19 protein-coding genes are annotated in these 26,407 nt (G+C 72.4%); 3 read left to right on the forward strand and 16 right to left on the reverse strand.

Going from position 1 to position 26,407, the window contains the following annotated elements; translation table 11 throughout:
* From B1H55_RS09965 to B1H55_RS10010, 11 genes are all read right to left on the reverse strand, one after another.
* Positions 1 to 294: hypothetical protein (locus B1H55_RS09965; protein ID WP_143222422.1), on the reverse strand; the 294-nt coding region annotated here is incomplete at its 3' end.
* Positions 291 to 1,061, reverse strand: coding sequence for a DUF6318 family protein (locus tag B1H55_RS12400; protein WP_143221382.1), 771 nt, complete (start codon positions 1,059 to 1,061; stop codon positions 291 to 293). The genes B1H55_RS12400 and B1H55_RS09965, both read right to left, overlap by 4 nt.
* A 286-nt stretch (positions 1,062 to 1,347) precedes the next feature.
* On the reverse strand, positions 1,348 to 3,939 hold the full coding sequence (locus tag B1H55_RS09970; protein WP_077240528.1) for a transglutaminase TgpA family protein: 2,592 nt from the start codon (positions 3,937 to 3,939) through the stop codon (positions 1,348 to 1,350).
* Positions 3,936 to 5,180, reverse strand: coding sequence for a DUF58 domain-containing protein (locus B1H55_RS09975; protein WP_157750254.1), 1,245 nt, complete (start codon positions 5,178 to 5,180; stop codon positions 3,936 to 3,938). Before B1H55_RS09975 ends, B1H55_RS09970 begins: the two co-directional genes overlap by 4 nt.
* Positions 5,181 to 5,242: 62 nt before the next feature.
* Positions 5,243 to 6,316, reverse strand: coding sequence for an AAA family ATPase (locus B1H55_RS09980; RefSeq protein ID WP_231952743.1), 1,074 nt, complete (start codon positions 6,314 to 6,316; stop codon positions 5,243 to 5,245).
* Between the two features lie 126 nt (positions 6,317 to 6,442).
* On the reverse strand, positions 6,443 to 9,157 hold the full coding sequence (ppdK, locus tag B1H55_RS09985) for a pyruvate, phosphate dikinase (RefSeq protein ID WP_073453078.1): 2,715 nt from the start codon (positions 9,155 to 9,157) through the stop codon (positions 6,443 to 6,445).
* A gap of 140 nt (positions 9,158 to 9,297) precedes the next feature.
* A complete protein-coding gene (locus tag B1H55_RS09990; RefSeq protein WP_077240531.1) occupies positions 9,298 to 10,374 on the reverse strand; it encodes a putative glycoside hydrolase in 1,077 nt (358 codons plus the stop codon).
* Positions 10,371 to 12,095, reverse strand: coding sequence for a GT4 family glycosyltransferase PelF (pelF, locus tag B1H55_RS09995; RefSeq protein ID WP_080461716.1), 1,725 nt, complete (start codon positions 12,093 to 12,095; stop codon positions 10,371 to 10,373). The genes B1H55_RS09990 and pelF overlap by 4 nt, the downstream gene beginning before the upstream one ends.
* Complete coding sequence (locus tag B1H55_RS10000; RefSeq protein ID WP_080461717.1) at positions 12,089 to 13,537, reverse strand: hypothetical protein; 1,449 nt, start codon at positions 13,535 to 13,537, stop codon at positions 12,089 to 12,091. Before B1H55_RS10000 ends, pelF begins: the two co-directional genes overlap by 7 nt.
* Before the next feature lie 333 nt (positions 13,538 to 13,870).
* Positions 13,871 to 15,673 carry an MFS transporter gene (locus tag B1H55_RS10005; RefSeq protein ID WP_231952741.1) on the reverse strand — a complete coding sequence of 601 codons (1,803 nt, stop codon included), beginning with the start codon at positions 15,671 to 15,673 and terminating at the stop codon, positions 13,871 to 13,873.
* A gap of 273 nt (positions 15,674 to 15,946) precedes the next feature.
* Positions 15,947 to 18,523: an ATP-dependent Clp protease ATP-binding subunit gene (locus B1H55_RS10010; protein WP_073453072.1), complete on the reverse strand. Its 2,577-nt coding sequence runs from the start codon at positions 18,521 to 18,523 to the stop codon at positions 15,947 to 15,949.
* A gap of 737 nt (positions 18,524 to 19,260) precedes the next feature.
* On the opposite strand from B1H55_RS10010, the gene B1H55_RS10015 reads away from it, so the two are divergent.
* Genes B1H55_RS10015 through B1H55_RS10025 form a run of 3 tightly spaced genes read left to right on the forward strand, consistent with a single transcriptional unit; the run spans position 19,261 to position 22,439 of the window.
* Positions 19,261 to 20,445, forward strand: coding sequence for an ABC transporter substrate-binding protein (locus B1H55_RS10015; RefSeq protein ID WP_077240533.1), 1,185 nt, complete (start codon positions 19,261 to 19,263; stop codon positions 20,443 to 20,445).
* On the forward strand, positions 20,442 to 21,497 hold the full coding sequence (locus B1H55_RS10020; protein ID WP_077240534.1) for an ABC transporter permease: 1,056 nt from the start codon (positions 20,442 to 20,444) through the stop codon (positions 21,495 to 21,497). The genes B1H55_RS10015 and B1H55_RS10020 overlap by 4 nt, the downstream gene beginning before the upstream one ends.
* A gap of 6 nt (positions 21,498 to 21,503) precedes the next feature.
* Positions 21,504 to 22,439 carry an ABC transporter ATP-binding protein gene (locus tag B1H55_RS10025; RefSeq protein WP_077240535.1) on the forward strand — a complete coding sequence of 312 codons (936 nt, stop codon included), beginning with the start codon at positions 21,504 to 21,506 and terminating at the stop codon, positions 22,437 to 22,439.
* A 165-nt stretch (positions 22,440 to 22,604) separates the two neighbouring features.
* Here the strand turns inward: B1H55_RS10025 and B1H55_RS10030 are convergent, their stop codons facing one another.
* From B1H55_RS10030 to B1H55_RS10050, 5 genes are all read right to left on the reverse strand, one after another.
* A complete protein-coding gene (locus tag B1H55_RS10030) occupies positions 22,605 to 23,324 on the reverse strand; it encodes a 4'-phosphopantetheinyl transferase family protein (protein ID WP_096519388.1) in 720 nt (239 codons plus the stop codon).
* Positions 23,325 to 23,750, reverse strand: coding sequence for a D-aminoacyl-tRNA deacylase (gene dtd / locus B1H55_RS10035; RefSeq protein ID WP_073453115.1), 426 nt, complete (start codon positions 23,748 to 23,750; stop codon positions 23,325 to 23,327).
* Complete coding sequence (locus B1H55_RS10040; RefSeq protein WP_073453064.1) at positions 23,750 to 24,187, reverse strand: DUF2516 family protein; 438 nt, start codon at positions 24,185 to 24,187, stop codon at positions 23,750 to 23,752. The genes dtd and B1H55_RS10040 overlap by 1 nt, the downstream gene beginning before the upstream one ends.
* Before the next feature lie 78 nt (positions 24,188 to 24,265).
* Complete coding sequence (gene ygfZ, locus B1H55_RS10045; protein ID WP_077240536.1) at positions 24,266 to 25,564, reverse strand: CAF17-like 4Fe-4S cluster assembly/insertion protein YgfZ; 1,299 nt, start codon at positions 25,562 to 25,564, stop codon at positions 24,266 to 24,268.
* Positions 25,564 to 26,268, reverse strand: coding sequence for a heme-binding beta-barrel domain-containing protein (locus B1H55_RS10050; protein ID WP_073453060.1), 705 nt, complete (start codon positions 26,266 to 26,268; stop codon positions 25,564 to 25,566). The genes ygfZ and B1H55_RS10050 overlap by 1 nt, the downstream gene beginning before the upstream one ends.
* Positions 26,269 to 26,407 lie beyond the last annotated feature (139 nt).

The following is a 26,407-nucleotide window of genomic DNA, read 5'->3' on the forward strand; positions in this document are numbered from 1 at the left end:
GCCCTGGGCGTCCTGCCCATCGCAGATGAAGTCTCCTTCCATGGCCATGGCCCGGGGCTGCCCGGCGGAGACCACCACCTGCGACCCGCCCCCACCACCCGACGACGAAGAACCACCCCCGACCTGAATTGCTTCGATCACCGACTGTTGAAGGGTGATGTTCTCATCGCTCGCCCGCCCGGTAATTTCGACGATTCGGCCAGAAGGAGCATCGTTGATTTCATCGCTTGCAGGAAGAATCTCAAATCCGACGAGCATCATCACAAGGGATGCGACGAGGAGTGGGCGACTCATTCTACCGACACCCCTTTGATGATCCATCCATTGTCGACATATTTTATGGCAATAAATACGGAAACGGTTTCCTGTGATTTTTCGGCGATCTCACCATCCCCCGTTATGACCGTGGAGGCACTGGCGACCAGTGTTCCTTGAACACCCGAGTATTCTTTTCCTTCATCGGGATAGATATAGCTCAAGTCTTTAAGAGTAATCGTCCAGGGGTTGGCCCATCCTCCGCCTTCGTGGAGCTTGGTGGCGTCGTTGATGGTGGATTGGCAGAAGACGCAGCCCTCCTCGCTCATGGCGGCCAGGTCGGTGGTGTCGCCGGTGATGAAGGCGTAGCGGTACAGGTTGAAGAAGTGGACGACGGCGTTGACGGCGCCTTGCTGGGTGTTCTCGCTCGCCTCTGGCGGTTTGACCGGTTTGGGCATGGCCAGGGCGGTGGCTCTCTGGGCGGCCAGTTCGGGGCCGAGCGAGACCGGTGCGCCGGCGCTGGTGGTGGGTGTCGCGGTAGTGCTGGCCTCGGGGGTGGAGAAGAAGCGCGTGGGCAGCGTTCCGCTGACCTCAGGCGCAGGAGCGTCGTTGGCGCAGGCCGCCAGCAGCCCCGGGCCCGGGGCGCAGCAGGCCAGTAGGGTCAGGGCTACCGGGAGCGCCCAGCGTCTTCTCAGCGCCTCAAGACCCCGGCGCCATCGGCCGGGCGCAGGGCCGCTGGAGCGGCGCCGCCGGAGCACTACGGCGCCGGCGGCGCGGACCGGAGAGCGGCAGGACACGGGAGCCATGGGATCTGGGGCCTTCCAAGAAAGAGGGGGGCGGATGGGCGGACACGGACCAGGGGGACAACAGCTCGAGGCCCCAGGTCGGCCCCAGACGACGGCGGCATCGCCGTCGAACCCCAACCCTAGAACCAACCTTCCCCCAGCACCAGACCCCACCACCAATCTGTGGACAAACCAGCCAACACGACCCCCACCAGCCCCACCCTGTGGACAAGGAACCGGTCTCGACCACCACTTCAACCGGTCTCGATGACGTTTTCGACCGGTCTCGGCGAGAGAGAGGGAGGGGTCAGATGCGGAGGGGGCGGAGAAGGCTCGCGGGGAGGAAGCGGGCGCGAACTCGGCGGGTCCGGCCGGCCTTCTCACGCATAGCCCTCACACATGCTCCCAGTGCCTCATCCAACCCGAGTTCCCCGGCAGCAGAGTCGGCGCCCTCAACCGCGCCAGCGCCGTAGCGCTCCCGCACCACCGCGCTCTCCAAGACGCTCAGGGACGCACTCGCGGAGCCGTCACCAGCACCAAGAACCTCCGCCAGGCTCGCCACCACGGCTCCGGGCGTGCGCGAGTGCAGTGCCGTCCCCCGGCCGATCAGCCCGAGGTCCACGGCGCTATCCAGCAGCTCAGCCCAAGCGGCCTCCGCCGGCCCGCCCCCGGCGTCGGCTCCACCACTGGCACTGCGCATGATCGCTGCGCGGCGCCGTCGCCTCATCACCCTGACGACGGCGGGCGCACCGAGCAGTGATAGCACCAGCAGCACCGCCGCCGCCCCCACGGCGAGCCCGCCCGGCACTGCGTCCAGGCCGACGCCCCCAGCCCTCTCGACCGGGACGGCCTGCCCCTCGGCGGACCGGGCGGCACCGCCCGCCGTCGGCCCTGCCGCACCCTGGGAGGCGGTGGCCGGGGCGGGGGCAGTGGTCTCCGGGGAAGCGGTCGCCGTCGGAGCCGGATCGGCCTCGGCCGGAGTCGCCTTGTTGGCGCGCGCTCCGGCCCCGCCGGGGGTGGGCTCGAAGGCCACCCAGCCCGCGCCATCGACCCAGACCTCGGGCCAGGCGTGCAGATCCTCGGCGCGCACCTGGGTCGGCCCCGCGTTCTGCCCAGGGGTGGGGCTGTGGGAGGCGTAGCCGATGGCGATGCGGGTCGGCAGCCCCATATCCCGGGCCATGAGCGTGAACGCGGCGGAATAGTGGATGCAGTAGCCGGAGCGCTCGGCCAGGAACGCCTCGACCGTGCTCACCGGGTCAGCGGACCCGCCGCCCTCCTCAGTGCCGTCGAAGCTGCCCGGGGCGGATTCGTTGTAGATGAATCCATTGCCGTGGAACCAGGCGGCCAGCGCGGCGGCGCGCGCGGGGACGGGTGAGGATTCATCGAGCCCCGCCGCGCTCAGGGCCTCCGCCCCGGCAGCATGGACGGCGCTGCCGCTCGGGCTCCCCGGGCCGGCCCCCTCGGGAAGCGCCAGGTAGGGTGCGAGCTCCTCGGGCGCGGGGGACGGAGCGGGATACGGCGGTGCGATCATCGGCTCCCCGTCGGGCCCGGCGACGGCGCTCCACCCGTAGGCCCGGTACATGTCCCCACTGGCAGTGGTATCGCGCCAGGAGCGCGCGGTGGAGGTCCCGGGGATCCAGCGCCAGGACGCCGTGTCCAGCGAGACGCCGTCCCAGGAGCCGAGGGTCCGCTCGCCCACCGAGTCCACCACGAGGGTGGACTGGAGCAAGGGCGCCCGATCGGTGACGAGATCGTCCACCCGCATGACGACGGCGCGCAGCCCGGGCACGTCGGCACCGCTCCCGACGGCCTCTCCCCCGGCGGCCTCCAGGGCCGAGATCGGGGTGAGGGCGGCATCATCGAGGCCCGTCGGGGGTTCGGCGACCGTCCGCGAGTTGTCGGGAAGGCTGATCGGGTCCCAGGTGGCGCCGTCGAGATCGCGCACGACGGCGAGTGTGAAGCGCAGGGACTCGCCTCCCTCGGAGCCCTCGGCCTGGTAGGAGAAGGCGGTGCCGGTGCTGTGGACGAGGTCGCTGCCCAGCGTCAGGCTGGTCTCGGGCGCGCTCCCCTCCCGGCCGACGATGCGGTCGAGCAGGCCGTCCTGCCCCCTGACCGGGAGGCCGCTGCCCGCCCCCGCGGCGAGGACGAGCGCGAGGATCAGCACCGCGATCCGTGTCCCCACCAGGCCCAGCCGGGCGCGCAAGCCCGCCACGCCCGTCGTGCCCGTCATGCCGGCCACGCTCCCGCGCCGGGCGGGCGCCATGGGCGCGGCGGTGGCGATGAGCAGGAGGATGCCCATGCCGAATCCGGCGACCGCCCACCCCGGTGGGGTCCAGTCGGCGAGCAATCCCGCCACGAGCATGGAGGATGCGGGAACGACGGCGGTCACCCCGACCCTGTCGCCGCCAGTGGTGGAGATGAGCGCGCACCACCAGGCGATGAGCAGTGTGAGCGCGGCGAGCACGAGGGAGAGGCTGTCGCTCACCGGCATGGGCGGCTCGGTGGAGCGGACCTGCCGGCCGACCTCGGCGAGCGCGGACGCCGGGTTGGCCAGCCACGTCCTCAGGGCGGGGCTGGTGAGCGACTGGGCGGCCAGGAGGGCACTGCCGGCGAGGAGGCCGAGGACGCAGGGCAGGACGGGGCGCCGCGGCCGCAGGGCCCGGGCGCCGCCGGTGATGAGCAGGACGGCGGCCGCGATGAGGAAGGCGCGCGACTGCCAGGGCCCGGGCAGGAGGATCCGCTCGAGGACCCTCAGGCCCGCCCACCACAGGGCGGTGATGATGAGGGCCCCCCACAGGGGCTGGAGCCGCGAGGCCTCGCCCGAGGGGTGGGGCTCGCGGGACCATCTCAGCCGGCCCGGTCCGGCCGGGCGGCCCGTGCGCGGGATCCGTCCCCTCATCGGATGCCCCCTGCGGGTGCGTCGGTGCGGAGGGCGGGTGCGCCATCGTCGCCGATGAGGATGATCGCCGAGGCCTCCGGCAGCTCCCGGCCCGCGCGCGCGGCGAGCGCCGGGGAGTCGGTGACGAGGACGTCGGGGGCGTCGGTGCCGCGCGCACCCCAGTGCTCGGCGGCACTCGCCCTGGCGTCGGCCGGACCGACGACGGCGAGGCGGCGAAGGAGGGCGGGGCCCCGGTCCGGGGCGCTGCCGCCTGCGCTGCCGGGCCCAGCGCTCGGCCCGTCACCCGCCTCGCCGCCGAGGTCGAGGCCGACGGCGCAGCCCTGCTCCTCCCAGGCGGCGATGAGGGCCGCGGCGACGCCGATCGCCCGCTCCGCGCGCTCCGACGCCTCCGCGCCGTCCTGCGGCTCCGTTGCCCCAGTGCGCCCGGCCCGGTCCCGCCCCTCTGGGGGCGCCGTGGCGGCGAGCCGGAGGGCGAGCGAGCGGCGGGGGTGCGGCACTCGGTCCCTCTCGGCGACGATGAGCCCGCCCTGACGCGCGGACTGGCGCCAGTGAATGGACGTCAAAGCGTCCCCGGGGAGGTAGTCGCGAAGGCGGGAGATCTGCTCGCCGCCGCGCTGGGCCGAGCCCCGCTCACGGGCGAGTTCTCGACTCCAGGAGGCCGAGCCCGGGCCGACGGCGACGCCCTCGGGCAGAGCCGCGGGCGTGGGAAGGACGAGCACATGGGCGACGGCACGGATCGGCACGCGGGCCCGGGCCAGGCCGAAGGGCTCGTGGATGAGGAGCCACCTGGCCTCCAGGCGCAGCGTCCCGCGCTCGGCGCCGGTGATCGTCAGGGAGGAGACGAGCGACTCCCCGCGGTCAGCGGCACCGTGCCGCCCCGCCTCCCGCAGGGGTCCGGTGAAGCGCCGTTCGCCGTAGGGGGCGATCCCTCCGGCAGGGCTCGCACTCCGGGGCAGGTGCTCGATCTCCCAGCGCAGCCACGCGGGAAGGGCGCCGATGAGCCTGGCCCGGCACTCGATGGCCCAGGTGCCGGACTGCCCGGCGGTGATCTCCTCGGGTCCGACGAGTCGTGCCCGGGGCGCGGCGAGCGCCCCCAGCGCCACCGCCATGAGCAGGCACAGGAGCATGAGGATCGCCAGGAGGAGGCCGGCGCTCATGAGCAGGGGGAGGCGCACTGCCCATCCGGCGAGCAGCAGGAAGAGCGCCAGGGCGACCATCTCCCAGCCGTGCGACGTCGGCACGGCCATCGGGAGCCGCGGCCACTGCCCCCGCCCCGCGCGCCGACCGGGCGCCCGGTGAGCCATCAGGACCTCGGCGCCGGGGTGCGGGCGATGATCCCGGCGAGCACGGATCCGGCGGCCTGTCGCTCCTGGGCGGTTGAGGCGAAGCGCCCGGCGGGCACGATCCGGTGGCCGAGGACGGCGGGAGCGGCCGCGGCGATGTCGTCCGGCGTCACGAATCCGCGTCCGTCCATGGCGGCGACGGCCCTGCCCATGGCCACGAGGTGGAGGGCGGCCCGGGGGCTGGCCCCCAGGATGAGCTCGTTGGTGTCCCGGGTGGCGGCCGCGAGCGCGACTGCGTAGCGGGCCACGGGCCGGGCCGCCCTGATGGCGGCGACGGCGGCTCGCGCCCGCCGGGCCCCGGCCTCGGTGTCCAGGGGCGTCAGCGACATCAGGGGGTCGGCGCCGCCTCGGGCCAGCACCATGGCGGTCTCGGCCTCGGGGTCGGGGTAGCCCAGGGACAGCCGCGTCATGAAGCGGTCGCGCTGCGCCTCGGGCAGGGGGAAGGTGCCCTCCATGTCGAGGGGGTTCTGCGTGCCGACCGTCATGAAGGGGTCGGGCAGGGGCCGCGCGTGCCCCTCGACGCTCACGTGCCCCTCCCCCATGGCCTCCAGGAGGGCGGACTGCGTGCGCGGCGTGGCGCGGTTGATCTCGTCGGCGATGAGAATGCCCGTGAAGATGGGCCCGGGGTGGAATCGGAAGGTGCGGGCCGCCTGGTCGTAGATGGACACGCCGGTGACGTCGGCCGGCAGGAGGTCGGCGGTGAACTGGATGCGGGCCGAGCGCAGGTCGAGGCAGCGCGCCAGGGCCAGTGCCAGGGTGGTCTTGCCGACCCCGGGGACGTCCTCGATGAGGAGGTGCCCGCCGGCCAGGAAGGTGGCGACGGCGGTGCGCACCTCGTCCTCCTTGCCGAGCACGACGGCGCAGATGCGCTCGGTCAGGCTCATGGCCAGGGAGGCGAGCTCGTCGGCGCTCATGGGAGCCGCGGGCGGGCGCGGCGTGGAGCCGGGCGCCCGGGGGGCTGGGGGCACGGCTCCCAGGGCGCCGGGGCCGCCGGGGCCAGGGGGTTCAGGGATACGGGCCGTCGGAAGGCTCATGCGGCGATTCTCGCACGGCGCGGACCGGCCCGGGATGCCCCGGGATGTGGGACGGCGCCCACCGTCTCCCCGCGGGGAGGCGGTGGGCGCCGTCGTTCCAGTGTCCGGCGCGCGACCGCGGGTTCGTTACTCCTGGCCCTGCTCCGGGGCGAGGACGGCGGCGCGGCCGGCCTCGAGGCGCGCCACGGGGACGCGGAACGGGGAGCAGGAGACGTAGTTGAGGCCCACGGAGTGGAAGAAGGCGATGGAGTCGGGGTCTCCGCCGTGCTCGCCGCACACGCCCATCTTCATCCCCGGCTTGGTGGAGCGGCCGCCCTCGACGCCCAGGCGGACCATGGCGCCCACGCCGTCGACGTCGATGGACTCGAACGGGGAGGTGCCGAAGATTGCCTCGTCGATGTAGCGCCCCACGAAGGATGATTCGACGTCGTCCCGGGAGAAGCCCCAGGTGGTCTGGGTGAGATCGTTGGTGCCGAAGGAGAAGAAGTCGGCCTCCTCGGCGACGTGGGCGCTGGTGACGGCGGCGCGGGGCAGCTCGATCATGCAGCCGATCGGGAAGGAGAGGTCGTAGCCGGACTCGGCGCCGACCTCGGCCAGGACAGCCTCGGCGCGCTCGCGGGCGATCTGGAGCTCCCGGATGGAGCCGATGAGCGGGATCATGATCTCGGGGCGCGGGTCTCCCCCGGCGCGCAGGCGCTCGACGGCCGCCTCGGCGATGGCGCGCACTTGGAGCTCGATGAGGCCGGGCATCGTCAGCAGGAGGCGGGCGCCGCGCAGGCCGAGCATGGGGTTGGACTCGTGGCTCTTGCGCACGACGGCCAGGAGCTCCTCGTCGGCGGGGTCGAGGATCCCCTTCTCCCGGTCGACGGCCACCTTGACGCTGAGTTCGGTGAGGTCGGGGAGGAACTCGTGCAAGGGCGGGTCGATGAGGCGCACCGTCATGGGCTTGCCGTTCATCGTGGTCAGCATCTGCGCGAAGTCATCCTTCTGCAGGGGCAGGAGGGCGGCGAGGGCCGCCTCCCGCTCGGCATCGGTGGAGGCCAGGATGAGGTTCTGGACGAACTTCTTGCGCTCGCCGAGGAACATGTGCTCGGTGCGGCACAGTCCCACGCCCTCGGCACCGCGGTGGATGGCGTGGCGGGCGTCGTCGGGGGTGTCGGCGTTGGCCCGCACCGCCAGGCGCCGAACCTTGTCGGCGTGGCGCATGAGGCGATCGACGCTGGTGATGAGCTCGCGGTTGTCGACGTCGCCGGCGCTGTCCAGGGCGGTCTCCAGGCCGCGGCGCAGGTAGGTCATGACGGGCGAGTCGGTCACCTCCACCGAGCCGAGGAAGACCTCGCCGGTGGTGCCGTCGATGGCGATGATGTCCTCGCTGGTGAGCAGCTCGTCGCGCCCGGCCACGCGCACGGTCCTGGCGGCGGCGTCGACCTCGAGGGCCTCGGCGCCGCACACGCAGGTCTTGCCCATGCCGCGGGCGACGACGGCGGCGTGGGAGGTCTTGCCGCCGCGCGCGGTGAGCACGCCGGAGGCGGCCACCATGCCGGGCAGGTCGTCGGGGTTGGTCTCGCGGCGCACGAGGATGACGGACTCGCCGGCCTCGGCGCGGGCGATGGCCTCGGCGTTGTCGAAGGCGATGAAGCCGACGGCGGCCCCGGGCGAGGCGGGCATGGCCTTGGTGAGCAGGTCCCGCTCCCCAGTGGTGGAGAACTGCGGGAACATGAGCTGGGTGAGCTGGTCCCCGGTGACGCGGGTGAGGGCCTCATCGGTGGTGATGAGCCTCTCGTCGACGAGCTGGGTGGCCACGCGGAAGGCGGCGGCGGCGGTGCGCTTGCCCACGCGGGTCTGGAGGAGCCAGAGCTTGCCGCGCTCGATGGTGAACTCGATATCGCACAGGTCCCGGTAGTGGGTCTCGAGCTTGCGCATGGCCGCGCGCAGGTCCTTGTAGGACTCCGGGTCGAGGGACTTCAGGTCCGCCAGGGACAGGGTGTTGCGGATGCCGGCGACGACGTCCTCGCCCTGGGCGTTGACGAGGTAGTCCCCGTAGACGCCGGATCGGCCGGTGGAGGGGTCGCGGGTGAAGCACACACCGGTGCCGGAGGTCTGGCCCATGTTGCCGAAGACCATCGTGCACACGTTGACGGCGGTGCCCAGGTCGTGGGGGATCTTCTCGCGGCGCCGGTAGATGCGGGCGCGCTCGGTGTTCCAGGAGCGGAAGACGGCCTCGGTGGCCATGTCGAGCTGACTGCGGGGGTCCTGGGGGAACTCGATGCCCGCGTGCTCGCGGACGATGGCCTTGTACTCCTCGACGAGCTCGCGCAGGGCGTCGACGTCGAGCTCGTAGTCGAGGGTGGCGCCGCGCGAGGCCTTCTTGGCGTCGAGGGCGCTGGAGAAGTGCTCGCCGTCGACATCCAGGACGGTCTTGCCGAACATCTGGATGAGGCGGCGGTAGGAGTCCCAGGCGAAGCGCGCGTCCCCACTGGCGTCGGCGAGCCCCTCGACAGAGGAGTCGTTGAGGCCGATGTTGAGGACGGTCTCCATCATCCCGGGCATGGAGAACTTGGCGCCGCTGCGCACGGAGACGAGCAGTGGGTCCTCGGGGGCCCCGAGCTCGCGGCCGAGCTCCTCCTCGACTTCGCGCAGCGCGGTGGTCACCTGGACAGCGAGCTCGTCGGGGACGGCGCCGTCGGCGAGGTAGGCCCGGCAGGCATCGGTGGTGATCGTGAAGCCGGGGGGAACGGGCAGGCCGAGACGGGTCATCTCGGCGAGGTTCGCGCCCTTGCCGCCCAGGAGGTCCTTCTGGTCCTTGTCTCCCTCGCTGAAGCGGTACACGTACTTGGGCATCGTCGCCTCTTTCACTCGTCAGTCGCGCGACATCGCGCCGGTAGGGTCGCGCCTACTCTAAGGTGACTTCGGTCCTAGTCTCAAACCGCGCCGCTCCTTCCACCCGGACCCGAACGGCCCTGCGGCATCCGGTGATGGGCTCAGGGCCGCAGGGCGATGAGCCCGGACCTCGGGCCCAGAACCACGCGCCGGGGCAGCAAGGCGCCGTCCGCCCCGCCCCGGGGGCCCGGCTCCACGAGGCCGGCGGGCAGGCGGGGACGGGCGCCGCGGGCGCCGTCGAGGTTGACGACGGCGACGCCCCGCTCGAAGTCGCGCCGCCACAGGCGGCCCCGGTGCCGGGCCGGGCCCAGGGGCGCCCCGAGGTCGGCGTCCAGGGCGGGCAGCCAGGCCAGGCGCGAGTAGTCGTCGTGGCCGGTGGAGGCGAAGGCGCCGCGCCCTCCGCCCAGCACCCAGAAGGCGGCCAGCCCGTAGAGCGCCCGGGGCGACCCGGGGCCCCCGCTGGGGGCGCGCACGATCGTCAGGCCGGGGGCGGTGAGCTCATGCGCCTGGGCGAGTGCGTCGGGGGCGCCGAGGAAGGAGTCATCGCCCCAGCCGAGCCAGCACTCGTCGAAGCCCCCGCCCCAGGCGCTGTGGCGCTCCCAGCGGCCGGGCTCGCGGCGGGCCTCGGCGATATTGGGCACGAGGACCCGGCCGATGCCCGCCAGGGCGGCGCCGGCCTCATCCACCAGCATCCCGAGGGATTCGCGCAGCGCGGCGGGGTCGTCGGCGCCCTCGATGGGCAGGCCGAGGCCGTAGTAGTCGTCGAAGACGTCGTTGTCGGCCATGACGCCGTCGAAGGCGGTGGGGGCGATCCTCTCGCGCACGCGCTCGGCCCAGCGCCGCCGGTAGTCGGGGTCCCAGACGGTGGTCTGGAAGTGCCCCGGGTAGCCGTCCCATTCGATGAGGGAGCCGTCGCGGCGCCGGGCGTGCCAGTCGCGGCGGGTGGCCTCGGCATGGCTGATCCCGGAGGCGCGGCGCTCGGGCGGCTCGAAGTCCCTCGTGGAGGACAGGCACTGGTAGGCCAGGACCGTCATATGGGGCGCGAGCTCCTTGAGGCGCGCGGCGGCGGCCGTCTCCCAGGGCTGGAGGATGGCGGCCCGGTAGTGCCGGGCCGCCTCCTCCACGTCCGCGGCCTCGAGGGGGCCGCCGTAGCGGATCCAGGCGCCGACGCCGGTCATGCGCCCCCTTCCAGCAGACCGGCGGCCCCGGCGGCCCTCGCGGGGGCGGTGGGGAGCCGACTCGCGAGGTCGTTGTAGATCCGGTTGTAGGTGGCGTTGACCAGGCCCAGGTTGAAGGCGGTCTCGACTCGGCGCCGGGCCGCGTGGCACATGTCCTCGTACAGGCCGGGATTGGAGATGACCTGGTGGATCCGTTCGGCGAGCAGCGCGGGGTCGCCGGGGGTGAGCATGAGCCCGCACGGGCCGATGAACCCGCCGTCGTCCGCCTCGATCGGGTCCTCCACCACCGAGCGCAGGGCGCCGACGTCGGAGGAGACGGTCGGGATCCCGGCGCCCATCGTCTCCAGGGAGACCACGGGCAGGCCCTCGTTGTAACTCGGCAGGACGAACAGGTCGAACTCGTCGAGCAGCTCGCGCACCCGCACGGTGCCGCGGATGGTGATGACGTCCTGGAGGCCCAGTTCGACGATGCGGGCCGTGCAGCGCTCGTAGTACTCGGGCACGTGCTCGGTGGGCCCGCAGACGTCGAGGTGGATGCCCATGCCGCGCTCGCGCATGATCTCGACGGCCTCGATGAGGTCGAGCAGCCCCTTGATGGGCACGACCCTCGCGATGTAGACGAGCCTCCACAGATGGCGGTCGCCCTCGGCGTGGATGCGCTCGATCGCCTCGCGGCGGGCGGACCACAGGGCGTCGAACTCCTCGACGTCGAGCCCGTTGGGCAGGACGACGGACTTGTCCGGGATGCCGCCGAGGTCCTTCGCCTCCTCGATGGCGCGGGGGTAGAGGTAGGTCATGAGGTCGGCGCGGGGGTAGCACAGGCGGCCCATCTCGATCCACCAGGCCATCCACATGCGCTCGCGCGCGGTGACGTCGAAGTCCCGGTAGTCGCTCAGGCGCACGGGCAGGTCCATGCGGCGTTCCAGAAGCGTGTTGACGGTGTCGCGCACGTAGAGGTTGTGCTCGGTGAGCAGGAAGGATGCCCCGTGCTGGCTGGCGGCGGCCGCCGCCAGCAGGGAGGCGTAGCCGGTGGTGTGGGCGTGGTAGACGGCGGCGCGGGGCACTGGGTCGGCCAGGACGGCGTGCGCCAGGGAGAAGAAGTCGCGCAGGCACCAGAACAGCTCGGACAGGGGCATGCCCAGATCCGGCATCATCTCGCGGAAGGCCTCCATGAACTCCTGGGTGCCGAGCAGCGCCCACAGGGGGTAGCGGCGGGTGGCGGGGCTCATGCCCTCGTCGATGAGCCGCCAGACCTCCTCGCCGTCGCCGGTGGTGGCCAGCTCGATGAGCGCGCCGAGGAGCCGGCGCGACAGGGCGCGCCGCTGGGCGCGGCTCATGCGCAGGTCGCGGGGCCGAGCGGCCAGGAAGTCATCGCGGTGCTCGGCCATCGACAGGTAGAGCACCCTCACCCAGGCCACATTGGACGGCATCCCGTACAGGTCGGTGTGCGGGGCCTCGGAGTCCCAGGCGATGTGGATGATCCCGAAGGTCTTATCCGGGTTCCCGGTGATGATGCCGTGGACGACCGCCGAGACCCCGCCCTTGAGGTAGGGGTAGGTGGACTCCATGACGATGGCGACGTCGACGTCCTCGTAGCGGCCGTCAGCCGGGACGCCGTCGGGCCGGGAGGGGGCGGGCTCCTCCTGCGCGAGCAGTGCGGGGGCCTGCGGGGCGCGCTCGTCGAGCGCCTCCGGAGCGGTATCGAGTGCGAGACTCACCATGACAGTGCCTTTCCCCAGAAGAATGCGTATTCGGGCGCGCTCCAGCGCCGGTGGTAGACGAGGGCGCCGATGATGCTCAGGCCCATCGCGGTCAGGGCGATGGGACCGTAGGCGCTCACGCCGCCGAGGGCGGCGAAGGAGGCGGCGATGAAGACGACGGCGATCCCGGACAGGGCCAGGGCCGCCCGGGAGTCGCCGGCGTGGTCGATCTCGTAGGCGAGAAGGGTGAGGATGGCCAAGAGGAGGCTGGCTGCGCTGATGGCCGTCACCGCGGCGATGTCGCCGGGCGCGAGGATGGCGGTCAGGGCGACGACGACGAGCGTCGCGGCGCTGCCCACCGAGGCCATGCGCGCCAGGGACCAGGTGACCATGCGCCGCAGCGCGGCCCCCCTCCGGTGCAGGGCGCTCATGGGCTCGTTCTCCAGGGCATCGTGGAAGCCGGAGAAGGCCTGGTTGATGCGCGGCGAGGCGATGGCGAAGTAGTAGGAGTAGGCCAGGACGGCGGGCTGGAGGCACAGGTAGACGAGCGAGACGTCGAACTGCCTGCCCACGGTGATGAACAGGAGGAGCTTGTCGGCCCACAGCACGCCGCCCAGGATGAGCCCGCGCCCCATGTCGGCGATCACCGGGACGACGGCGAAGCGCCGGGGGCGGGCCAGGGCGCGCAGGTCGGTGCCGATGGCGAGGATCTGGCTCAGCGCCCCGGCCAGCGGGGGCGCCAGCCACCAGTCGGGCGCGATGAGCAGCGCGATCGCGTAGGCGAGCCAGCCCAGCGCCCACAGGTGACGGCGCGAGCCGAGGTCGGCCACGACGAGGGACTGCACGAAGACGACGTGCGCCATGATGAGGGCGAAGTGGGCGGCCAGGGCGCCGGCGCCCCAGCCGGTGACGATCCCGACGCAGGCGGTCACGGCCATCGCCGGCGCGATGGACAGGAGGAGCAGCCCGGGCCAGACCTCGCAGTAGTGGCGCCTGACGGCGTCGGGCCCCCGGGGGATGGTGGAGCCGAGGAGGCGGTACACGGGGGTCCCCACCACCTGGCTGAGCCAGGGGACGGCCACCGAGGCGGACAGGATGAGGGTCTCGAGGCGGACACCGGCCACGGCGTGCGGGGCGAGGCGGTCGGCGACGAGGGGGAAGGCGCTGCCCAGGAGGATCGCCGGGGACATGACCAGGGCCATGAGCCACAGCGAGGATCCGCGATCACGGGGACCGGTGGAGCGACCGCCCCTGGCCGCGGCGGGCGGGGAGGTGAGCAGCCCGGCGGTCAGGAGGACCAGCGCCGCGATGAGGGCGATGGTGCTGGCGGCGGGCCAGCCGAGCAGCCAGAGGATGGAGGCGCCAAGCGCGAGCGGTATCACCAGCGCGGTGAGGTCGACACGAGGGAGAGGACTGCGGCCCCCGCGCTGCGGCAGGTGGCGCTGTTCGTGTATGCGGCTCATTCTGTTGTGTTCTCACAGGGGGTCGTGAAGGCGTTTCGGGTTCGCCTCTTGTGCTGATCAGGGACCCGGACCCCTCCACGATAACCGCGCCATACACTCCACCTGGAATTACGTACGGCACTCAAAGTGAAACACAATAACTCTCAGGAAACAATCAGAGTTTTCCCAGGTTAGCGGAAGTGCCGGAATCAGAACGCGGTCCTCTGCCCGAGGCCGTCCGCGCCGAGGAGGAAGCCCTGCGGCACACGAAGCCGATGCGCCCACGATGTGCGCAAGACCATTCCCCGGAGTTCCTTAATTCGGGGCGGATCGGCCGGCCCCACTCGATTCCGCTCACCCCCGGGGGCCCGGGGAATCAGAGGAGGCGCTCTCGCGCTTACGGGCCTCATCGAGCGCCCTGAGGGCCTCGGTGGTGGCGCGCGTGGCGCGGTCGAGCCTGACCCGCGCCTTGTCCTCCCAGGCCTGGGCCACCTCGACCTCGGCCAGGGCCTCCGCGACGGTCGGCTCGGTGTCGACGAGGTGGGCCGGGGCGATCGCGAAGATCTCGGAGACATCGAGGTCGGGGTTCTCCTCCTGAGTCTCGACCAGTTCGGCGACCTCCTCCCGGCTGGCCACGGCCGGCATGGAGCCGGGCAGAGGACGACGGGCCGTCTCCTTGAGCCCGAAGATCGCCGCGAGGGCCGCCACGGAGGTCCCCATCAACCAGAAGGCGGGCGCCAGGGGGCTGCCGGTGGAGGCCACGAGGGCCTCCATGATGAAAGCGGCCGTGCCGCCGAAGAGGGCGACGGCGATGTTGTAGGCGATGCCCATGCCGCCGTAGCGGGAGCGGGTGGGGAAGATCGCGGGGAGGGAGGCGGCGAGGTTGCCGACGTAGGCCGCCGTCGGATAGGCCAGCAGGGCGAGGCCGAGCAGGACCGACCAGACCTCCTTGTGCTCCAGCAGCAGGAACACGGGCACTGCGAGCACGATCGTGCCCACCGCCGCGGACAGGAGGACGGGCCGGCGGCCCACGTGGTCCGACAGCAGGCCGCAGGCGGGCACGAGGAAGGCCACGAGGACGAGGATGGGCAGCGTGAGGAGGGGGCCGTGCTCGGCGTCGAGGTTGAGAGTGGTGGTCAAGTAGGTCGGCATGTAGGAGGTGAGGGTGTAGCCCACGGTGTTGGCGCCGGCCACGAGGACGATCGCGATGCCCAGCTCCCGCCAGTAGGTCCGCACCATCTCCTTGAAGCCGAGGGGCCCCTCCTCCGGCTTCATGATCTCGGTCTCCACGGCCGCCAGGTCCGCGGGCTCCTCGTCCTCGGTCTCCGCCTGGGCGCCGCGGAAGGCGGGGGTGTCCTCGATGCGGGTCCTCAGGTAGAGGGCGATGGCGCCCATCGGCAGGGCGAGGAGGAAGGGGATGCGCCAGCCCCAGGTGGACATGAAGTCCCCGGGCAGGGTGAGCATGAGGACGGTGACGAAGCCCGCGCCCAGCGCGTTGCCGATGTAGGAGCCCCAGTCGAGCATGGCCGCGTAGAAGCCGCGGCGCTTGTCGGGGGCGTACTCGGTGACGAAGGTCGTGGCGCCCGCGTACTCGCCGCCGGTGGAGAAGCCCTGGACGAGCTTGAGGCAGATGAGCAGGATCGGCGCCCAGGCGCCCAGGACGCTGGCCGGCGGCAGGATGCCGATGCCGAAGGTCGCCAGCGCCATCATCATGAGGGTGAAGGCCAGGACCTCCTTGCGCCCGAGGCGGTCGCCGAGCTGTCCGAGGATGACGCCGCCCAGTGGCCGGGCGACGAAGGTGACGGCGAAGACCCCCAGTGAGAAGAGGTTCTGGGCCACGGGGCTGGCGTTGGGCAGGAATGCCTGGCCCACGAGCACGGCGACGTAGGCGAAGACGCCGACGTCGTACCACTCCATGATGTTGCCCACGACGGATCCGAGGATCGCCTTGCGCAGCGCCGACTCCTCGACGACGGTGACGTCGTCGGCGCGCAGACGGCGCCTGCGGCGCAGGTAGGCGAGTCGGCGCTGCTCACGGCGCAGCCTCTCGGCGCGCCTCCGGTCGCCCTTCGCGCTGGCGCGGGATGCTCGTTCCTGAAGACTCTTCTCGGTGGCAGGGATCCTGTTATCCATCGACTTCCGATCGTCGTCGGGCATGGTCGGCAGGCGCGTCGAGTCGGCAGCCCAATCAACTGGGTCGGCGGTGGTGCGGGAGAGACGGGGCCGCGTCTGCTCACGTCACGGCGCGCAGGGACGCCGGAACGATCCAAGAGGCTACCACCGGGTCACAACACTGCGTCAGGACGGCTATCACAGCCGACGGCTCCCCCGATCGGCCCCAGAGCGGGCCCCGGGGGCGGGGAGGAGCCCGTCGGAGCGCCATTCCCATGGCGCCGACGGGCTCCTCGCGCGAGCGCTCCCCTGGGGAGATCAACCCACCTGGGGAGCCTCGGTGGCCTCCGGTGAGTCCTGGCCCTCCGCGCCCTCGACCGTGGCGGCCTCCTCGACGACCCTCTCGGCGTCGGCGACGGCGGCCTCCTGCTCGGGGGTGGTGGGGATGGCCTCGCCGCGGAAGGTGAACTCCCCGAGGATCCCCTCGCCCTGGGCGTCCACGATGACCTTCTGGCCGCGCTCGATCTGGCCGAAGAGGATCTTCTCGCTGAGGGCGTCCTCGATGTCGCGCTGGATGGCGCGGCGCAGCGGACGGGCTCCGAGCACCGGGTCGAAGCCGCGCTCGGCGAGCAGCTCCTTGGCGGCGTCGGTGAGCTCGATCGTCATGTCCTGCTCGCTCATGCGCTTGTCGAGGCGGGCGATCATGAGGTCGACGATCTCGCGCACCTCCGCCTTGGTCAGCTGCGGGAAGACGATGAGGTCGTCCACGCGGTTGAGGAACTCGGGGCGGAACTGCTGCTTGAGCTCGCGGTTGACGTGGGCCTTCATCTCCTCGTAGTCCATGGCCCCGGACTCGGTGGACTGGAAGCCCGTCGCCACGGACTTGCCGATGTCCTTCGAGCCGAGGTTGGTCGTCATGATGATGACAGTGTTCTTGAAGTCCACCTCGCGGCCCTGGGCGTCGGAGAGGTGACCGTCCTCCAGGATCTGCAGGAGCGAGTTGAAGATGTCCGGATGGGCCTTCTCCACCTCGTCGAAGAGCACCACGGAGAAGGGCCGGCGGCGGACCTTCTCGGTGAGCTGACCGCCCTCGTCGTAGCCGACGTACCCCGGAGGGGCGCCGAAGAGCCGCGAGACGGTGTGCTTCTCGGCGAACTCGGACATGTCGAGCTGGATGAGGGCGTCCTCGTCGTCGAACAGGAACTCCGCCAGGGCCTTGGCGAGCTCGGTCTTGCCCACGCCGGTGGGGCCGGCGAAGATGAAGGAGCCACCGGGGCGCTTGGGGTCCTTCAGTCCCGCGCGGGTGCGGCGGATCGACTTCGAGATCGCCTCGATGGCCTTGTTCTGGCCGACGATGCGCTTGTGGAGCTCGGCCTCCATGTTGAGCAGCTTGGAGGACTCCGCCTCGGTCAGTTTGACCACGGGGATGCCGGTGGACATGGCCAGGACCTCGGCGATGAGGTTCTCATCGACCTCGGCGACCTGGTCCAGGTCCCCGTCCTTCCAGGCCTTCTCCTTGGCGGAGCGCTCCTCGGCCAGGCGGCGCTCGTCGTCGCGCAGGGCGGCGGCGCGCTCGAAGTCCTGGTCGTCGATGGCGGACTCCTTATCCCTCTTGACCTCGGCGATCCTCTCATCGATGTCGCGCAGCTCCTGGGGGGCGGTCATGCGGCGGATGCGCAGGCGGGCGCCGGCCTCGTCGACCAGGTCGATGGCCTTGTCCGGCAGGAAGCGGTCGTTGATGTAGCGGTCGGCGAGCTTGGCGGCGGCCTCGATGGCCTCATCGGTGATGACGACGCGGTGGAAGGCCTCATAGCGGTCGCGCAGCCCGGTGAGGATGCCGATGGTCTCCTCGATGCTGGGCTGGTCCACGGTCACCGGCTGGAAGCGGCGCTCCAGGGCGGCGTCCTTCTCGATCTTGCGGTACTCCTCGAGCGTGGTGGCGCCGATGGTCTGGAGCTCGCCGCGGGCCAGCATGGGCTTGAGGATGGAGGCGGCGTCGACGGCCCCCTCGGCGGCGCCGGCGCCCACCAGGGTGTGGATCTCGTCGATGAACAGGACGATGTCCCCCCGGGTGCGCACCTCCTTGAGGACCTTCTTGAGGCGCTCCTCGAAGTCGCCGCGGTAGCGGGAGCCCGCCACGAGGCTGCCCATGTCCAGGGAGTAGAGCTGCTTGTCGCGCAGGGTCTCGGGGACGTCGCCGTGGACGATGGCCTGGCTGAGGCCCTCGACGACGGCGGTCTTGCCCACGCCGGGCTCCCCGATGAGGACGGGGTTGTTCTTGGTGCGCCGTGAGAGGACCTGCATGACCCTCTCCATCTCCTTGTGGCGGCCGATGACGGGGTCGAGCTTGCCCTCGCGCGCGGCGGCGGTGAGGTTGCGGCCGAACTGGTCGAGGATCGCACTGCCCGACGGGGTGCCCTCCTTGGAGGGACCGCCGGCCGTGACGGTCTCCTTGCCCTCGTAGCCCGAGAGCATCTGCATGACGGTCTGCCGCACGGAGGACAGGTCCGCGCCGAGCTTGATGAGCACCTGGGCGGCCGTGCCCTCGCCCTCGCGCAGCAGGCCGAGCAGGATGTGCTCGGTGCCGATGTAGTTGTGGCCCAGCTGCAGGGCCTCGCGCAGCGAGAGCTCGAGGACCTTCTTGGCGCGGGGCGTGAAGGGGATGTGACCGCTGGGCGCGGCCTGCCCCTCGCCGATGACCTCGACGACCTGGGCGCGCACGGCGTCCAGGGAGATCTGCATCGACTCCAGGGCCTTGGCGGCCACGCCCTCGCCCTCGTGGATGAGGCCGAGAAGGAGGTGCTCCGTGCCGATGTAGTTGTGGTTGAGCGCCCGCGCCTCGTCCTGGGCAAGGACGACGACGCGGCGGGCGCGGTCGGTGAAGCGTTCGAACATCGCGGGTTATCTCCTCGGCACGTGCGGTCGGTTGGGGGGCGCCGGGGCCGCGAGTGCTCGATAAGCGCGAGCGGGCCCAGCGCGGGCACGTGCTGCCAAGGCTAACGGCGGGGCATGGGGGCCCATGCCCCTGTTCGCGGTAGGCGTGAGCCAGGATTGAGCCCGGGGGACTCATGTCTTGCCGGGATCCTGCGGGGTCCTGTGGGACGAGGCCGTACCACCAGGGCGCCGAGAGGCGCCGTCCGCATTCCGAGCGCCGCCATGACACCGCCCGCGCCCGGTGCGTAAGGTTCGTCGCATGGAACACACCACGCGCATCCTTGCCGGTCACGACGCCCTCGCGTCCTCGGCGATGATCGGCCGCGCGGGGATGATGCGCCTGTGTCGCCGTTCCATGCCCGGCTGTCGGGCCTGTTGAGCATTCCGGGCACCGTCGTCGCCGCCCGTTGACGGGCTGAGCCCGACGGCGGGTCGACGGCCTCGGCCCGAGGCCCCCGTTCCCTCCGGGTCACCGGGCGCGGGACGCGCTCCGGGCGCGCTCTCCCCGCTGCCCGCCTTCGCGCCGACCGGATCCTCCTGCCGCGCCCCTGCCCCGTCGTCCGGCGCACCCGACCGCGCCCGCTCAGAGGCGCGGCGCCCCGACCAGGGCCATCGCCGCTCCGGGCCACGGCCTCCGCTGCCCCACGGGCTCACCCGCCCCGTCCCGACCCGCCCCCGCCTTCCACAAGGAGATCACCATGTCCGCATCCTCATCACCCTCCCCGGCCCCCTCGCCATCGTCCGCCCCTGAGGCCGAGGAGGCCGCCGCCGCACGGCCCTCCACCGTGGAGGATCACCTCGACGAGCCCGTCACCTCGCGCAACGCGGCGGACATCCTCGCCGCCGACGACGATCCCGACGAGCTCTCCGCCATTGCCGGGCGCAGTACCTCCCGCCGGGGCCTCCTCCTCGGGGGAGTCGCGGCGGCCGCGGCCCTCGTCGCCGGGGGCGCCTGGCTCACCCTGCGCCGAACGAACCAGGGGGTCATCGGCGCCGCCGAGGAGCTCCCCCTGGTGATCGGCGGAGACATCTGCGCCGCCCCGCTCTACGCCGCCTACCACCAGGGCTACTTCGACGACGCCGGGCTCAACGTCACCCTCGTGCGCACCCAGCAGACCGAGGACACGAAGGACGGCGTGGGCGCCGGGAAGTACATCGGCGCCCCGGGGATCTTCTTCTCCTGGCTCGAGCCGATCTACAACGGCCTCAACGCCCGCCTGGCCGCGGGCCTGCACGCCGGTTGCCTGCGAGTGGTGGCCCCCGAGGGCTCCTCCTACTCCTCGCTGGCCGACCTCAAGGGCGCCTCGATCGGCGTCCCCTCCCTGTCCTCCTCCGCCTTCGCCTACTTCTCCATCGGCCTGTCCGATGCGGGGATCAACCCCGATCCCTCGAGCGGGGACATCAGCTGGCGCACCGTCGACTCCGATTCCCTCGGCCAGTCGCTGGCCTCGGGGGACGTCGACGTCATCATGGGCTCCGACCCCGGCGTCCTCCTGCCCGTCCTGGGCGGCACCGGCCACGAGATCGCCAACAACGACGCCGAGGACTTCTGCTGCTCGGTGGTCCTCAACGGCGATTTCATCGCCAAGCGGCCCGAGAGCGCCAAGGCGCTCACCGAGGCGTGGATCAGGGGGTCGGCCTACGTGCCCGACCACATCGAGGAGATCGCCAGGCTCGAGGTGGACAACGAGTACGTGGCCGCCGAGCAGGACGTCGTCGAGAAGGTCCTGCGCACCTACGGCTTCGACGCCTCCGCGACCCGCTTCCGCGCCGCCATCGAGCCGGGGATCGAGCGCTTCAAGAAGACCGGCTTCATCTCCGCCGGCATCGCGGCCGGCGCACTCGCCGACGCCGTCTACGCCGACCTGGGGATCGGCCGATGAGCGCCGCCGAGCAGGCGCCCCAGCCGCCGACGGGCCCGGAGGGCCCGACCGCTCCGGGCCCCGTCGGCGCTGCCGACACGGCGGAGGGGTCCCGGTTCCGCGGCCTCCTGAGGCAGGGCGCCCTCGCACTGGTCCTGTGGGCGGCGCATCCGGTGATCATCACCGCCGTCCCGGACACCGCGCCGCGCACGGCCGACCACCGGCCGCTCCTCATCGTCGTCGGCGCCGGGATCGCCCTCCTGGCGGCGTGGCTCGCCTGGGCGCTGGCCCGGCCGGCGTCGTCGGCCGCGGGCGCCCTGGCCCACCGCCTGCCGTGGATCGCGCTGGGCGGGGCCTGGATGATCCTGTGGCAGCTGACGACGGCGAAGCTGGACTGGCTCTCCCCGCCCTACTTCGCCTCCCCGGAGGTCCTCATCGAGGCGCTTCGCGGGGATGCCGACCTCCTCGCCTCGAGCCTGGGCGCCTCCGCCCTCCTCTTCCTGGTGGGGTACGCGCTCGGCTCGGCGACGGGATTCGTCACGGGACTGCTCATGGGCTGGTCGCGGCGGGCCGATTACTGGCTCCACCCGCTCCTGCAGACCATCGGCCCGGTCCCGGCGGCCTCCCTGCTCCCGCTGGCGCTCCTCATCGCGCCGTCCACCTTCGCCTCCGCGGTGCTCATCATCGCCTTCGGGGCCTGGTTCCCCATGGCGACGATGACCCGCGCCGGGGTTCACGCCGTGCCCCGCAGCTACATCGACGCCGCCCGCACTCTCGGCGCCTCCGAGGGCTTCCTCGTGGGGCGCGTGGCGATCCCCGCCGCCCTGCCCGACATGCTCACCGGCCTGTTCACGGGCCTGGGCACGTCGCTCGCGGCCCTGATGACCGCCGAGCTCGTGGGCGTCGACAGGGGACTGGCCTGGTACATCAACTGGGTCAAGGGATGGGCGGACTACCCCCGGATGTACGTGGGGCTCGTCGTCCTCGTCGTCTTCTGCCGCGCCCTGATGATCCTGCTGTTCAAGCTCCGCTCCTCGCTGCTCGCCTGGCAGCACGACCTCGTCCGGTGGTGACCCACGATGACCAAGAGCACGACCCGAGCCGCTGCGGTGGCCGACGCCGAGTCCGCATCCGAGCCCGAGGGCGCCCCCGCCGGTGACGCCAGGAGGCCGCGCGGCGCCGAGGTGGTCCTCGACGGCGTCACGCACCGCTACCCGCTCCACCACGAGCTCGACCACGGCTGGCTATCCTGGATGATCCGCCGCGTCTCGCCCGCGGCCCGCGCCCGCCACGAGGCCGAGGCCGAGGCCGAGGCCGCCAAGGGCTCCTCACTCCAGGTGCTCGACGACGTGGCGTTGACGATCCCGCCCGGGCAATTCGTTGCCGTCGTCGGCCAGTCCGGGTGCGGCAAGTCCACCATCCTGCGGCTCCTCGCCGGCCTGGAGGCGCCCACCCGGGGCAGCGTCGTCGTCGATGGCGAGAGGATCGCCCGCCCGGCGCCCGAGCGGGCCATGGCCTTCCAGGACGCCACCCTCCTGCCGTGGCGGACCGTGAGGGACAACGTGGCCCTCGGGCCCCAGGCGCGGGGGCGCCTGGCCATCGACCAACGGCGGATCGACGCCGCCCTGGAGATCGTGGGGCTGCGCGAGTTCGCCGGCGCCTACCCCTCAACCCTCTCGGGGGGCATGGCGCAGCGCGCCGCCCTGGCCAGGGCGCTGGTCAATCGACCCCGGCTCTTCCTCCTCGACGAGCCCTTCGGCAAGCTCGACGCCCTCACCCGCCTGGGGCTCCAGGACGAGTTCGCCCACCTGTGGTCCTCCCAGGGCTTCACCGCGATCCTCGTCACCCACGACGTCGACGAGGCGCTGCGGCTGGCCGAGCGCGTCGTCGTCCTGTCCGAGAGGCCCGCCCACGTGGTGGCCGATCTCGAGGTGCCGCGCGCCCTGGCCGCCGCTCCCGCCTCGGCCGACTACCAGGACCTCAAGGCGCGGATCCTCTCACTCCTCGGGCGGTAGGAGGGGGGCCGCGGAGGGCCGGGACGGGCTGACATGCCCGCCTTGGTCGTCCGACATCAGTCGGTCGGAGCCCCCGGCCGGGATCTCCAGCCTGTCCGCGAGCCCGGGGCCTGCTGCTCAAGCACGTGCTCACACGGCACGTCATCATCGGCGCCGCCGATATCCTCACGAGCCGGGCGCACCGGGAGCAAGTAAGCGGTCCGCCGCCTCACCGTCCCAACGGCCCGCGGGCACGACAACAGCCGTGGCGATGGTGCCCTCGGCGAGGATCCACCTCCCGTGGAGGCGCCTCGTCCTCCCTCCGGGCCGGGGATCGGTCAGATCCGCGATGAACCCGCCATCATCGAGGCGCACCAGGGCATCGCCGAAGCCCAGCCACCGCCTCTCCCGCGGGTACCAGGCCTTGTACAGGCTCTCCTTGACGCTGAACAGGAGCCTGTCGACGGCGACGTCGGGCCGCTCGGCGGCGAGGCCGCGAAGGCGGCCGAGCTCCTCCGGCGTCGTCGCCACCCGCGCCAGCACGCCCGCGGGGAGCGGGGCGTTGGGCTCGGCATCGACGCCCAGGCAGTCCACATCCTCCTGGCGCGCCACTGCGGCGGCGCGGTAATGCTCGCAGTGGGTCATGGAGCCGACGACGCCCGCGGGCCAGGTCGGCTCGCCCGCGCTGCCGGGCACCATGGGCGGACGCCGGTGCCCCAGACCGAGCAGGGCGCGGCGGGCGCAGCCCCGGACGGTGGCGAACTCCCGGCGCCTCCGGTCGACCATGCGCTCGGCGAGGGCGGTCTCCTCACGGTGGAGGACCTCATCGAGCTCCTCACGGGTCTCGGCCACGCTGACCGAGCCGGGCACCAGCTCCGGCAGGAGCCGTGCCGGGCCACCGATCACTCAGGCCTCCACCAGGATCGTCACCGGGCCGTCGGCCTCCATGTCGATGCGCATGTCGGCGCCGAAGCGGCCCGTGGCCACCTCCAGGCCGCGCCCGCGCAGATCCTCCACGACGGCGTCGACCAGCGGCTCGGCCACGGGGCCGGGGGCGGCGGCGTTCCAGGTGGGGCGCCGCCCCTTGCGCGCATCCCCGTAGAGGGTGAACTGGGAGACGACGAGCACGGGCGCGCCGGCCTCGGTGACCGAGCGCTCGCCGGCCAGGAGGCGCAGGTCCGCGATCTTGCGGGCGATCGTGGCCACCTGGGCGGGGCCGTCGCCATGAGTGGCGCCCACGAGCACCATGAGGCCCGGGCACGTGATCTCGCCGACGACGTCGCCGTCGACCCGCACGGCCGCGCGCGTGACGCGCTGGAGGACGGCGCGCATCAGCGCCACCGGCCCTTCGAGCCCCCACCGCCCGAGCGGCGGATCCGCGAGCGCACCCGGATCGGGCGGTACACCTGGAGGGCGGGGCGCACATCGGCGAGGTAGACCGCATTGGCCACCATCCCCAGCAGGCCGAACAGGGACAGGGATTGAGGGTGACGACCGGCGATGCCGTGCAGTCCCGAGGCGACCGCATCCCCCAGCAGGGCGAGCACCGACAGGCCCCCCGTGAGCAGAACGACGGTCAGGCCCACGGCGTTGAGGCCCACCCAGAAGCCCTTGCTGCGCTTGCCGGCGGCGACGTAATGATCGGGTTGGTGGATGAGCGAGTCCACCACCGCCCACGCGCCCAGCGCCATGGCGACCAGGATGAAGGCCAGTTGCAGATAGTTGACGGTCTCGGCAAGGGCATTCGCGGTAGTGATCAAAATGCTCACGCCCCCACCCTAGCGGCTCGGCGGGGCGGGGCAGGGTGCCGCCGTGCCCGGGGCGACCGCTCGGGCGGTTCAGGCGGTTCAGGCCGTGCGGGGCCCGCCGGCCAGGCCGCCGGTCGATCCGCTGTTGCCGAGCCCGATACCGCGGCCCGCGGCCCGCAGCCCCGCGCCCGGGCGCTCGGCTGGACTGGCCTGCGCCCGCCCCTCGGGGCTGACCAGCGGCTCCTGGACGGCATCCACCGCGGCGACGATCTCCGGGGGCGCCGCGCCGTCGCCCTGGCCGGCCTCCCCGACATCGACGAGGAGCGCCGCGTCCGCAGGCACGCCCCGGCGCAGGAGGGCCAGGGCGATCGGCCCGAGCTCGTGATGGCGGGCCACGCTCGTCACGGCGCCCACGACGCGCTCCCCCAGGCGCACGGGAACGCCGGGGAGGGGAGCCCGCCCCGTCAGGCCGTCGAGCTGCAGGAGGGAGAGGCGCCGCGGGGGGCGTCCGAGGTTGAGGGTGCGGGCCACCGTCTCCTGGCCGGGATAGCAGCCCTTGTCCAGGTGGACGGCGGTGCGCAGCCAGTCGAGCTCGTGCGGGATCGCGCGCTCGTCGGCCTCGCGGGCCCAGCGGGGGCGCCCCGCCTCGACGCGCAGCGCCTCCCAGGCCAGCGCCCCGGCCGGCCTCCGCCCCGGGGCCCCCTCCAGGAAGGACCGGGCGATATCTGGAACCCGCCCGGCGGGGGCGAGCACCATGGCCGCGCGATAGCCCTCCCCCGGATGCCGGCAGGCTTCGAGGCCGACGTCGTAGCTCGTCCCGCCGTCGACGATGCCGGGCCAGGGGTCGCGCCAGGTCATCGGCGCTCCCGGGAGGGCCGTCGCGGGGGCATCCGACTCCGCGAGCGGCTCATCGTCTCCGGGGCGGGTCGCGCGGACCGCCTCCTCGAGGGCGGCGACTCCGCTCCCCAGCGCTCCCAGGGCGGCGACGTCGTCGCGCAGGGACACCTCGACGCGCAGCATGAAGCGCATCCTCTCCAGATGATCGACGAGCGCCTTCCCCCTGCCCGCGTCGACGACGATCCAGGCGGTGGCGCCGTCGTCGAGGACGGCCAGCGCATGGAGGATGCGCCCCTGGGCGTCCAGGACGAGGGCCTCGGCCCCGCCGTCGCCCAGGGCCAGGGAGGTCAGGACCTGGCTGGTCAGCGTGGTGAGCCAGGAGAGGCGGTCCGGACCGGTCACTGCCACGACGTCCCTGGCCAGCGCGGTGATCGCCTGCCCATCGACCAGGGCCGCCTGCTCGCGCAGGGGGTTGCCGTAGTGCGCGGGGACGGCGGCGTCGGGACCATTGGCGTCCTCGGCGATGGCGTCCGGCCAGTCCAGCAGTGGTGAGCGGCGCATCACTGAGCGGCCCCGCCGTCGTCGGCCCCCTGCGCGGGGGCATCGGCCGGCTCGGGGGGCTGAGGGTCATCGGGCAGGAGCGAGCCCGGCTGGGCGTCGGGTTCATCGGGGTCCTCGACCCGCCCGAGCCGGCCGGAGGCGTAGCTCTGCAGGTCCTGGTCGAAGGCGGCCATGTCCTGCGCCCACATGAGATCGCCGCCCACGAGCCCGAGGACGCGGGTCATCTCGGTCATGGGGACGCTGGTGCGGGTGCGGCCCACGGCCTGGGTGCCGATCTGAGCGCGGGGGCCCTGGATCCAGCCCTCCCAGACGCCGACCTGCCCGGCCGGGTCGGCGGAGACCACCTCGAGGCGGGTGATCGGGGTGCGGGTGTCGGCGTCGTCGGCGTCGGGGCTCTCCTGGCCGACGGGGCGCCAATAGGCGGTCTCGGAGGACCAGATCCGGGCCGGCGCGATGCGCGCGGCGCCCTCGAGGCCGGGAACCTCGAAGTCGAGGTCCTCCGATCGCGTGGCGTCCAGGGTCCACACGGTGGTGACCTGGCGCAGGTAGGGACCGCCGTCATGGTCGAAGACGATCTCCTGGTAAACCGCCTGCTCGGGAATGGTCTCACCGTAGGTGAGCACGCCGTAGCCGCGCCAGGTGCCGACCAGCCAGGCGAGCGGGTAGAGCTCGGGGGCCAGGTCCTCGGGGAGCGAGAAAGTCACGCCCCCACCTTAATCCCCCGCCCTGCCGCGAGACCGGTCGAAGTGGCGATCGAGACCACTATGTTGGTTGTGGGTGGGTGGGTCTGACTCAATCGAGACCTGACGGCCCCTGGTTTGCGGGGTGTGTCCTTGGACCGGC

This window comes from Actinomyces denticolens, assembly GCF_002072185.1.
GTDB lineage: Bacteria > Actinomycetota > Actinomycetes > Actinomycetales > Actinomycetaceae > Actinomyces > Actinomyces denticolens.

Coding starts and splice junctions, on each gene's coding strand:
- ppdK (WP_073453078.1), bottom strand. CDS start 9,157: ATGCCCAAGTACGTGTACCGCTTCAGCGAGGGAGACAAGGACCAGAAG.
- ygfZ (WP_077240536.1), bottom strand. CDS start 25,564: ATGCGCCGCTCACCACTGCTGGACTGGCCGGACGCCATCGCCGAGGAC.
- B1H55_RS10015 (WP_077240533.1), top strand. CDS start 19,261: ATGTCCGCATCCTCATCACCCTCCCCGGCCCCCTCGCCATCGTCCGCC.
- B1H55_RS09980 (WP_231952743.1), bottom strand. CDS start 6,316: ATGAGCCTTCCGACGGCCCGTATCCCTGAACCCCCTGGCCCCGGCGGC.
- B1H55_RS10000 (WP_080461717.1), bottom strand. CDS start 13,537: ATGAGCCGCATACACGAACAGCGCCACCTGCCGCAGCGCGGGGGCCGC.
- dtd (WP_073453115.1), bottom strand. CDS start 23,750: ATGCGCGCCGTCCTCCAGCGCGTCACGCGCGCGGCCGTGCGGGTCGAC.
- B1H55_RS10010 (WP_073453072.1), bottom strand. CDS start 18,523: ATGTTCGAACGCTTCACCGACCGCGCCCGCCGCGTCGTCGTCCTTGCC.
- B1H55_RS12400 (WP_143221382.1), bottom strand. CDS start 1,061: ATGGCTCCCGTGTCCTGCCGCTCTCCGGTCCGCGCCGCCGGCGCCGTA.
- B1H55_RS10020 (WP_077240534.1), top strand. CDS start 20,442: ATGAGCGCCGCCGAGCAGGCGCCCCAGCCGCCGACGGGCCCGGAGGGC.
- B1H55_RS10025 (WP_077240535.1), top strand. CDS start 21,504: ATGACCAAGAGCACGACCCGAGCCGCTGCGGTGGCCGACGCCGAGTCC.
- pelF (WP_080461716.1), bottom strand. CDS start 12,095: ATGGTGAGTCTCGCACTCGATACCGCTCCGGAGGCGCTCGACGAGCGC.
- B1H55_RS09970 (WP_077240528.1), bottom strand. CDS start 3,939: ATGAGGGGACGGATCCCGCGCACGGGCCGCCCGGCCGGACCGGGCCGG.
- B1H55_RS09990 (WP_077240531.1), bottom strand. CDS start 10,374: ATGACCGGCGTCGGCGCCTGGATCCGCTACGGCGGCCCCCTCGAGGCC.
- B1H55_RS10005 (WP_231952741.1), bottom strand. CDS start 15,673: ATGCCCGACGACGATCGGAAGTCGATGGATAACAGGATCCCTGCCACC.